Annotated in this window: 14 protein-coding genes; 5 read left to right on the plus strand and 9 right to left on the minus strand. The window is 40.6% G+C overall.

What is annotated here, in order from left to right; genetic code table 11:
• Positions 1 to 259: 259 nt before the first annotated feature.
• Both KV201_RS21995 and KV201_RS22000 read left to right on the plus strand, forming a co-directional pair.
• Positions 260 to 952, plus strand: coding sequence for a replication initiation protein (locus KV201_RS21995; protein ID WP_089069041.1), 693 nt, complete (start codon positions 260 to 262; stop codon positions 950 to 952).
• A gap of 94 nt (positions 953 to 1046) precedes the next feature.
• On the plus strand, positions 1047 to 1493 hold the full coding sequence (locus KV201_RS22000; protein WP_226060594.1) for a hypothetical protein: 447 nt from the start codon (positions 1047 to 1049) through the stop codon (positions 1491 to 1493).
• Between the two features lie 213 nt (positions 1494 to 1706).
• Here the strand turns inward: KV201_RS22000 and KV201_RS22005 are convergent, their stop codons facing one another.
• The 5 genes from KV201_RS22005 to KV201_RS22025 form a co-directional block, all read right to left on the minus strand.
• Positions 1707 to 2054 (minus strand): type II toxin-antitoxin system RelE/ParE family toxin, encoded by a 348-nt coding sequence (locus KV201_RS22005; RefSeq protein WP_220733414.1) that lies wholly within the window; start codon positions 2052 to 2054, stop codon positions 1707 to 1709.
• A gap of 1 nt (position 2055) precedes the next feature.
• Positions 2056 to 2313 carry a type II toxin-antitoxin system Phd/YefM family antitoxin gene (locus tag KV201_RS22010; RefSeq protein WP_014611709.1) on the minus strand — a complete coding sequence of 86 codons (258 nt, stop codon included), beginning with the start codon at positions 2311 to 2313 and terminating at the stop codon, positions 2056 to 2058.
• Positions 2314 to 2474: 161 nt separating this feature from the next.
• Positions 2475 to 3107: a site-specific integrase gene (locus KV201_RS22015; RefSeq protein WP_220733415.1), complete on the minus strand. Its 633-nt coding sequence runs from the start codon at positions 3105 to 3107 to the stop codon at positions 2475 to 2477.
• A 185-nt stretch (positions 3108 to 3292) separates the two neighbouring features.
• A complete protein-coding gene (locus KV201_RS22020; protein WP_226060596.1) occupies positions 3293 to 3784 on the minus strand; it encodes a hypothetical protein in 492 nt (163 codons plus the stop codon).
• A 40-nt stretch (positions 3785 to 3824) separates the two neighbouring features.
• Positions 3825 to 4352: a hypothetical protein gene (locus KV201_RS22025; RefSeq protein ID WP_226060597.1), complete on the minus strand. Its 528-nt coding sequence runs from the start codon at positions 4350 to 4352 to the stop codon at positions 3825 to 3827.
• Positions 4353 to 4824: 472 nt separating this feature from the next.
• Here KV201_RS22025 and KV201_RS22030 point away from each other — a divergent pair, with 472 nt between their 5' ends.
• The gene (locus KV201_RS22030) at positions 4825 to 5148 is read left to right on the plus strand and encodes a type II toxin-antitoxin system RelE/ParE family toxin (RefSeq protein WP_196776125.1); all 324 of its coding nucleotides are present in this window, start codon (positions 4825 to 4827) and stop codon (positions 5146 to 5148) included.
• The gene (gene nadS, locus KV201_RS22035; RefSeq protein ID WP_011918371.1) at positions 5145 to 5432 is read left to right on the plus strand and encodes a NadS family protein; all 288 of its coding nucleotides are present in this window, start codon (positions 5145 to 5147) and stop codon (positions 5430 to 5432) included. Before KV201_RS22030 ends, nadS begins: the two co-directional genes overlap by 4 nt.
• 366 nt (positions 5433 to 5798) lie before the next feature.
• Here the strand turns inward: nadS and KV201_RS22040 are convergent, their stop codons facing one another.
• Positions 5799 to 6089 carry a hypothetical protein gene (locus KV201_RS22040; protein ID WP_023266970.1) on the minus strand — a complete coding sequence of 97 codons (291 nt, stop codon included), beginning with the start codon at positions 6087 to 6089 and terminating at the stop codon, positions 5799 to 5801.
• Positions 6090 to 6113: 24 nt separating this feature from the next.
• Positions 6114 to 6416: a hypothetical protein gene (locus KV201_RS22045; protein WP_220733412.1), complete on the minus strand. Its 303-nt coding sequence runs from the start codon at positions 6414 to 6416 to the stop codon at positions 6114 to 6116.
• 527 nt (positions 6417 to 6943) lie between these two features.
• On the opposite strand from KV201_RS22045, the gene KV201_RS22050 reads away from it, so the two are divergent.
• The gene (locus KV201_RS22050) at positions 6944 to 7165 is read left to right on the plus strand and encodes a CopG family ribbon-helix-helix protein (RefSeq protein ID WP_023266972.1); all 222 of its coding nucleotides are present in this window, start codon (positions 6944 to 6946) and stop codon (positions 7163 to 7165) included.
• Positions 7166 to 7589: 424 nt separating this feature from the next.
• On the opposite strand, the gene KV201_RS22055 is transcribed toward KV201_RS22050, so the two are convergent.
• Both KV201_RS22055 and KV201_RS22060 read right to left on the minus strand, forming a co-directional pair.
• Positions 7590 to 7853 (minus strand): hypothetical protein, encoded by a 264-nt coding sequence (locus KV201_RS22055; RefSeq protein ID WP_023266973.1) that lies wholly within the window; start codon positions 7851 to 7853, stop codon positions 7590 to 7592.
• Between the two features lie 64 nt (positions 7854 to 7917).
• Positions 7918 to 8787, minus strand: a complete 870-nt coding sequence (locus KV201_RS22060; protein ID WP_023266974.1) for a phage integrase N-terminal domain-containing protein — start codon at positions 8785 to 8787, stop codon at positions 7918 to 7920.
• Positions 8788 to 9927: the final 1140 nt, after the last annotated feature.

Consider the following 9927-nt stretch of genomic DNA (forward strand, 5'->3'; position numbering starts at 1 on the left):
TAAGATCTTTATCTTTCTTGTTTGTATAGATCTTTCTTGTTTGTAGCTCCTCTGAACACCTTGATACACAATGATTTCAGCAATTATAGGAGGAGAGATTTACGGTGAAAAGCGCTTTATAGGAGGAGAGATTTACGGTGAAAACAGACCTGATAGGAGGAGAAATTTACGGTCATATCCACAAATTAAAGAGAAGTTAATTTACAACTATTCCACCTATCTGTAAGGTGGAATTATCCATCAACGATATCTCCTTTGTATGAATTCAAAACTTGCAGTAACGAAAGCAAATAGCCTTTTAGATGCTCGATATAGACTTAATGTACAAGCACAAAAGCTGGTTTTAGCCTGCCTGAGCAAGGTAGATCCACGACCAGATTCAACCCCGTTAAAAGAGGTCAGGTTATCAGCCCTAGAATTCTCAGAACTTATGGGGATAGATATAAAAAACGCGCATAGAGAGCTATACAAAGCGGCTGATTTACTTTTTAAATCAACCATAACGCTCTATGAAAACGGTGAAGAAATAGAACTATATTGGATTCAAGAAAAAGCAAAAAAAATTAAAGGAGATGGTGCTGTTAGGTTGGTTTGGTCTGATCGCGTATTAAAATACATAACTCAGCTAAAGAGTAATTTTACTACCTACAAATTACGCAACATCGCAAATCTTCAGTCTGCACACTCGATCCGTCTTTACGAACTGCTTTCACGTTTTAACGACAAAAATTTTAGAAACATTAGTCTAGATGATTTCAGATACGCATTAGGCGTCGATGATAAATATCCGCTTTTCAAAGATCTAAATAAATGGGTGATAAAGCCTTCCGTTCAAGAATTAAACCAGCGGAGCGATCTTGTTATCACATACGAAACCATCAAACATGGAAGGAACGTAACCGCACTAGCTTTCACCCTGAAACCAAACAAACAGTTGAAAATGGATCTCTAGAAACACCTAGGAAAGTTGTAGCATTCACACACATTAGACATAATGAAACACATGCAACACCACCGGTCCATTGACCATAAATTGGATGCAACACATGGCAAAGTTAAATCTAAGTCAGGCTGCTAAAGTAGTAGGTAAGAACAGGGTTACACTTTGGCGACACATCAACGCTGGCAAGCTTTCTGCAGAAAGAGACCGTGACGGAAATCCATTAGTTGATACATCAGAACTACTTCGTGTTTATGGAGTGTTGAAACAAGATGCAACACATGAGCCAGAAAAAAAGCAACACAATGAAACACCATCATATGAAGAGCTTTTGCAGCTAGTAAAAGAAATGCGGAAAGAGCAATCTGAAATGAAATCGCTCATTCTCGACTTAAGCAATAGGCTTGAATACAGACCAGAAAACCCAACATTCCAACATGATTATGTAACGAAATCAAATCCTGAATCAGACCCTGAGTGGCCGAAAGAAGTTAAAACGCTAGCAGATATAATGTTAAGAAATGAAATTAAGGCCAAATACCTCAAAGACTAGTATTCAACGCTCCCCTAGTCTCATTAGCCATCTTCACGTTGGTGTGTTTCTTGTTGGTTATAGCGCATCCTTTGACGCGAATATCTTTTCTTTCAAGGATTGTAAGGTACTCATATCGTCCCTCTTAAAAACAATCCCCATTGATAAACGACTGTGTGTGATAATTTTGCAATGCAAAATGTATTACATTTGAAATACACAAATGAGTAAGGATTACTTATAAATCAAGCAATGATTAATCAACTGATTCTGTATACTTTGCCGTTGGCTCAAAAAAAGTAGCACTGTAATAAGGGCTTCACCATTAACGTAGCTAACCTCGTACAGTATTCTAAAGTCCTCTTTAATCGCATGCCTTACCTGAGTAACACCAAGCTCAACTAACTCTTGGCATAACGCATGGCTCAAAGGATTTTGCGTCACGGATGCTTCAAAGGCATCAATAACAGCCTCAATTCTCTCGATAATCGAGATCTCGTCATTCCATTGGGAGTAGTGAGATATGGCGCTATCTACGGTGTCTTCAAATGTCTTGGTATATTCCAATTTCACCACAGACATACTACTCATCCTTTAAAGCGAGTTTACGATTAGCCAAACGCTCCTTGAATGCACTTGATGAGATCGTGCGGCCATTTTGTTGGTCACTTTTCGCAAAACTGACCAACTTCAGTAAAGCAATCGCCTCATCGCGTCGATTTCTATCAGCAACCGACTCAATAACGTAAGCAGGGACACCATTTTGAGTAATAATCATCGGCTCATCGAGGGGCAAACTCGCTGCATTTTTCTTCAAAAAACTGATTGTTTCTATGTTCATAAGTTTGTGCCTGGTTGATTGATTAGAAATAAGGGAACCCCATTCACTATGGCCATAATCATATCATGCGACACACTAAAGACCAAAAAAAGACCAAATTTAGCCTTTCTTTAATGAGGTAATGTTAATGCATTTTTTGCATTGCAAAAAAGGATATCGACTTACCCCCAAGCATTCATCACTAAGCTGTGCCGTTCTTCACTCAGTACCTGCAGATAAATTTCCGTGGTTTTACTGTCGCTATGGCCCATGAGTTGGCTGATCACATGCAGAGGTACTGGAGGATTAGCCGTGACCATTGCCACGCCAAAGCCATGCCGTAAACCTTTACCGGTCGCTTGCGCCCCCACAATACCCGCTCTGTGCATGACACGTTTCACTAGGCGATAAGCGGTAGGTCGACTCTGCGGCCATAACAGACTATCAGCATGAATCTCACGGCGTAGCTGTGCACGCAGGCCAAACACCAAATCCAAGTGCTCAATCAAAGACGGCGGCACCGGCACGCTGCGATACTGCGCTTGCTTCAACCGGCCACGGGGATCGGTTTTATGCTTCTTAAGGGAACGGATAACGATTGCTGCATCCTCGACCATCACATGCCTGGGCGAGATCGCTAATGCCTCAGACGGACGACAACCGGTGTAATGCAGGACATGGCAAAACATCCGCTCGCTAGGCGATTCTAAGGCGCTGGCATCGAGGAAGCGCCGCCGTTCTTCCGCGGTTAAATACAACCGCTCACCATCGGGCGTAAACAGGCGCATTTCAGGAGCAATATCGGGGTTTTGCATGGGTTTGAATCAATTCTCTAGAGATTTGATTCATCTTAAGGGAAAAAACCGCCCCAGAATAGCCGTAAACGGGGGATAGGGACGGGTTTTAGGGGCTCGCGTGAATCAGTCTGGTGTAGAGTGATTCACAGGAAAAAATCATTAGAAAATCTAGGAAACTCGGTGTTGATAACCTCTATTGTGATCTAATGTTTACCCCCTGACACATCCGAAATGAAATGTAAATCATCTTCAGTGAAGTCAGTGAAAATACCATTATTTTTTGAAAATTTAGCATCTTTAGTAAAATTATGGGTCATATTAATTAGCTTATCTTTACAGTCTGTAGAATTCTCGCAGTCTAGATTAAACATGCTCATTAAGTCAGTTGTAAAAGCCAAAGATGTAATATTTTCAAATTTAAAGCTATCTTTTATAGAAACCCTCTCTAACATTTTAAGTGGATTTACTGATATTACAGGTTCTGCTATGTTATCACACCATCTAACTTCAGCGTAAAAACCATTAACTGGACAATTAATAATGCAGTCAAACAATTCTTCTATAAACTCTTTTGTAGGTTCTCTTCCACTTATTTTTGACAACGCTCCAACTAAAAATGGGAAAGTAACCCCATAACTTCCTCTTCCTGTTGTTTTCCATTTTTTTACTATTTCAAACCAAATATGTTCTTTCAATTCCAACCTCTTATTAATTTAACTTGCAGACACAATAAAGTTAGTTATCAAGCCCTATAACCATTACTTTTTGATTAAAAAGTGGCACAGATGTAATGTGCTTCACTCGAATATTCACATAACTACCTGAAAACCCTCTAGAAGCATATATTGAGTCCTGTTGTAGTGCGCGTTTAAAATCAAGAGTTTTAATATATTTTTCCACCTGATTTATTGTAACCTTTTCCTTGCGAGCTGCTGCATATGCATCAATTTCCATGTTATATTCAACGACACATTTTTCAGCTTGCCAATAAACATGCATACTCTTAGTTGTTGTATAGCCATCTGTGTTTAACATAGGAAGATTCATTTCTTTAATGATTTTTGGCAAAATATTATTTTTAAACTCTGCACATCTTTCTTTATTAATATAATGCTTTCCATTTTTATCAGTTAACATTTCTACAGCTGCATGCCCTGAACTTCCAGCAATAACACCAGAGATAGCTTTACCTACACTAGCATACACATAAGAATTTAAACTTAAACTAAGACCTAGAGATAGAAAAATAGTTGACGCCTTCAAAATACAACTCCATTTATAAAAAATCAAACCTTATTCTTAAAAACACGATAACCCTAGTTACCAATTAATAATTATCTTTTTATACATATATAAAGTCACACCCATACAACCACTTTAACTAATTATAAATTAACTACTTGTATAAATTTAAATTAACATTTCAGTAATCCGTATGAAAGCTAGAAAAACTATAATTGAGACATAGCAACGTATAACTCAGAGAGGTGGATTAATTTTTAGGCACGGGCATTCAAAAGTAATGCAACTGACAGCCTGTTAAATAACAGATAGATGAGTGGCTTAACACTTTAGGTATGAACTCTTATCCGAGAATCAGACTAGGCAAGTATGATTCACTAAAATGTGGGCCTAATTAGCAATGGTAAATGGCTCTGTGTTGATTACTATAAATCAAAAGTGTACAATGTACACCTTAAGGGTAGCATAAGGATTTTGATTAGTGAGCCATGCTATTGAGTTTGTCGAAACCTCGATCTTTACAAGACAGATCAAAGAGCTTGCAACAGATGACGAACTAAAGGATTTGCAAGCAGAGCTTATTGCTCAGCCAGATAAAGGCGATATTATCAAAGGCACAGGTGGCTTACGAAAGGTTAGAATGGCTGTAGGCAACAAAGGGAAGAGTGGCAGTATACGAGTGCTATACGTCCTTGCTCTGGCCGACAAGATTTACCTGGTACTCGCTTATCCAAAATCAGTTAAAGAGAGCCTAACAGCGGAAGAAAAGGCCAAGTTAAAACAAATCGTTCAATCACTTAAAGGAGAGAGCAAATGAGTATATTTAACGAACTTCAAGCCTCCCTTGAGGAAGCTGTAGAAATTCATCATGGCCTCAAAAAGCCCGCCAGAGTAACGCGTTATGAGGTTGCCGACGTTAAGTCAATCCGTGAAGATTTACTTAAAGTCACTCAGGCCGAATTTGCTGCGACTATGGGGGTCAGTTTAGACACAGTTAAAAGCTGGGAAGGTAAACGCCGCAATCCAGCAGGATTGGCAGCTAAAGTGCTTGCAACGATTCAGCAAGATCCCAAAATCTACGCTGTTCTTGCTGCTCATTAATATTATTCAAAGGCTCTTCTTGGGCCGTTGAATTAACCAACATCTTAAGCATTCGGTAGGTTTGCTATACCGTGGTGATGAGAAGAAAGCGTTGGAAGGAATAAATTATGACCTTTGTTCTTGTTGATTATATCTTAGTATCATCCCCGTTGCTGTTAGTGGTAGCTTTAGGTGTAATGTATTTTAAAAATCATCATAAAGACTCTAACTAATCAAATTTTCATTATAAAAAAGCCTTGTAAAAACAAGGCTTTTTTATGCCATAAATTTGGTTTTGTTATCTAATCCCCCCGATTTGAAAATCGTCCGGATAGTTAAAAAGCAAAACCGGTCAAAAAATTTATAAAACAATTTTGCATTGCAAAATTATCTACGCCTTCTAAAAAAAGCACTTGGCAGATAAAACAATGGAAATAACACAGTATAAACAACCGCATACAATGCACTGTGCGGCTTTTTTGAAGCAAAATATTTACAATAACCCCAATAGCCGATCAGCGTAAAAGTAAACGAAACGGAAGCCGCCACAAGATATTGGCTCGATAGGGTGACATCGGACTCCTGAATCGCAAGCCAGGCAAAACCCAGCATACAAGATGAGATGATCACACACGGCAACGCATGGGCCCAAAACGCATTCAACGATGCTTTATCCATTAAAAACAACCTCTCGACTACAATTTATGCTTCTCTAATCATTGAAAAGCCATGCTTAATCCCACTAAGGCACTCTCTTTCAATATGCTTTTCACTACCCGTTAATGAGGCAATAGCTATGCCGATCTCATTAGCCAAATCACATACCTCAATATCCTTCTTAGGAAGATCACTTAATGCTGTCATTAGCCTAGTTATGAACATTTCAACATCAACTCGATTTGATGCCGTGGCTTGTTCACGCAAGTAAGCCTCAAGAACGGCAGGATTGGCGAGCGCGGCAGCTTTAACTTCTGCAAATGGAATACCTTTAACTTTGTTATTCACTATTCACTACCTTGATTTTGTAACTTTTTCAAAAATTGAGGTTGCTTGATTCAATTATCACAGGGAAGAAATTGAGCACCAGAATGGAGCGAATATATCCAAGTGAATAGGGCAGCCTGATTTATCAAGGTAGGCCTACTTCACACATCCTGCCCAGTATTATGTTCCGCATTTATCCATGTTTTTTACGGTTATTTAGCGGTTTCAGTGCGTAAAAGCTCAACCCTACAAAAAACCGCTATAAACCTGAACAATACGAAGAAAAGCCGTGGTATATCAGTGGTAAATACGCGCTATATACTGGCTATATACCTTCCATGCCCTACATCCTACACGGGATAATCAATACGTCTCAATATGGTATCCGTCATATAGAGTTTTATGACCTCATTTTGATACGTATTTACTCAAATTTGATTTTGAAACAAAATCAAACTCAGATTGGCTATAAGCACAGCATGACAATTGGAGCCCAATCGGTGTAATGTCGGTTTATATCTTTTATGTTGAGGTTTGCAGTAAGAATCATGTCAGTACGATTATCTGATGGAATAGAGCAAAATCGAATACAGCTTGATCAGTTAACCGATAGAACGGCATCTTGGCTGACCAAGCAAACAATTCAGGATGATCTAGATCTGGAAGCGTGGAAAATAGCCGAAATCCATGCCGCGCTATGCGAAGCGGATGCTGGTGATTTTGTGTCAGAAAACGAAATGAACGCCAAGTTTAAGCGTTGGGGGGAATGAATACAGATTGAGTTAGAACTATTCTTTAAAACCTTTGTATAAGACCACTCCGGATGCGATAACTAAACCGAGTGTCACGAACATGACGAAGATAGACCATAGTTGTAGTTCACTCATAATATACCTCTGCTCAGTTTATGTTCTTCCGCGCTGTTAATATTAACAACCACCCCATGAAGGAGCAATGCAAATTGCCCTTACGCTAAGATAAAAAATGCTTATCTAAAGGGGTAATTTTGCAACTCATAAATGACCGTTAATGCTGAAATCATGCTCACGTTTTTTTGCATTGCAAAATTATCTCTCGAAAATGATGCTAAAAAACAGCAAATACGGCCCACCCTTTTGGCCCTTATTTTTTGCATTGCAAAAATCCATTGCATTTAACGCGCCTGTTTCACGGTGTTGCACTGTGCAACACCGCCTAGAACGGCATGGTTTTAAAGCTAATATTCTGCTTATTGTCATCGAGCGAGCGCAGATACACCGGCTCAGATTCCTGCCCATTTTTATAATGGCTATTCAGGTAAGCGGTCTCGTCTAAGTGGGTGATCAGCGCCTTGATCACCTCTTGGTACTTCTCAGGAACCCGCATCACCACTGTCTTTTCATACTTAGTTTTACGACCAGCACCTGGGCGAGCGCCGCCATGCAGCCCTTTTACAATGGCAATTTTTTCTTCTTTCATAGCTCACCTCCATTTTATTTTCATAGTAATAATCATACTTGAATAAGTTACAAAATCAAGTGATTTAACGACCTAAATACACAGCAGTAACTTGTAACCGGCTATGCCCTAACTCACCGGTTATCACAGTTCTGGCGTACCTATCAGCGGCTTGTTGCGCCGCGGGTAATGAACCAACAGAAACACCCGATACCGCCGGACATTCAAAACCGGTCAGTTCCACATAACGGCGATGAGCGTAGCTGTGCCTTAACCCATGTGCCCTATCCAATCCAATTTTTATACAGGTATTTTCATAGCGTTTCATTTGCTGCACATAACTGAGTTCTTTCGGAATAAGCGATCTGCCGGCAGCTAATGCTTTCGCCTCTGCCAATAGTTCGTGCTGAGCAGCAGTTAAAATCGGGATCGCGCGATCTCGACCGCCTTTGCACCAGGACGCATCAAGTACCAAACGATCACCCCGATCCGCTTTCGCCGGCTGGATCTTCATGGCTTCTTCACGCCGTAATCCAAATGCTGCCTGCAGGCGCAAGGACATTTGCACATACTGATCGGTTATCAAATTTAGTCGCATATCACTCAATTTTCGGCTCTTATTTTCATTGGTGACATACACTCTACGGCTAATCCCCACCGAGTCATTGGAGCGCGGTACAAGGCCATTTTTACCGATTTTTTCCGCTAACCATCGTAGATGTGCCATACGATTTTTAATCGTGCCCAGGGCAAGGCCCTCAGCTTGCCAATGAGTAACTAATGCTTCGATGTGCTTAGGTTTTAAATTATTGAGTTCAAGCCCTTTAAAACCCAAGGCAACGAGCTGTTTATCGACTAATTTTATGGTTTTGAATCGTTCTGATTTAGTCGCAAAAGAGCTTGGGTTGTGCTGCCGCAATAGCTTGCCGGCCTCAAAAAAGAAATTGGTCGCCATAATGCACCTTGAAAAAGTTACACAATCAAAAATTAGAATTTAATTTTGAGATAAAAAGCACGCCCATTCGGGCGTGTTTTAAGAGGAATATATTTCTCGAGGGCTAACAACACGGCGACCTATTTCTAGGCCATTTCGGAATTCAGTTCAGTGTTAATGCTCGTTCTGACTGCCGACACAGAAAGAACTCACCGGCAAACCGGTGATATTGAGCGAGTGTTGTTACGGGCGATTGCCCAAATGGTGTGGCTCTGTTGAGCGCAAACATCCAAATATAATGACCCATAAGCTCTGTTGAGCTTGGAGATTACTAGGTGATCAAAGAGGTTTCGTTATTTGGCATCAATGGATGCGAGGTGAAGAAACTTGACTGTACCTCATGCCAAATTACAGCGCAAGCCACTGCTTCGGCGTCACGCCTCAAAAAGCAAAAAATGACGCTACCCCCGCATGAGGAACACCATTCTGGGGTAGTGTCACTCCCTTAAAATGGAGTGACACTACCCCGCTTGACGTCATTTTTTGCTCATTGAAAGAATTAGCCACTTTGCTCTTGGTGATAGACTTCGCTAATCACCTATCGCTCAGAGGCCCTAAAATGCGTTTTAAGCAACATTTAAAAAAAATGGCATATTGCTATGCGTTTATCTTTTTAGCGTGTTTTACAGCGTTTTAACCCTGTTAGCATTGATGACAGAGATGGATTTACCTCCTTCCTGTTAGACCTGAGCGCAGCGATGCTTTTAGCGAGAAGTACAGCACGTTTATTGTTAAACGGTCGGAGACAAACGGAACTAACAGCGAGGTTTTTATTCTCGCCCCTAGCGAAGCTAGGAAATGGCGAGGCATTAATGGGTAAGGGTGGAGCCTTTAGGCGAACTAGGGCGAAGCCCTTGGTCGCGGCGCAGCCGCTGCTCTTGGGGGCGCCGGAAACGAGCGTAGCGAGGGGCAGGGCCGGCGGGGGCAAAGCCCCCTGGAGGGGTTCTTACTTCCTGAAATTTTAAAGTTTTCCACATGATTTTTACTTTGTAAGATCTTTATCTTTCTTGTTTGTATAGATCTTTCTTGTTTGTAGCTCCTCTGAACACCTTGATACACAATGATTTCAGCAATTATAGGAGGAGAGATTTACGGTGAAAA

It is taken from the genome of Shewanella sp. SR1 (assembly GCF_020447145.1).
In the GTDB taxonomy this organism is placed as follows: Bacteria; Pseudomonadota; Gammaproteobacteria; order Enterobacterales; family Shewanellaceae; genus Shewanella; species Shewanella baltica.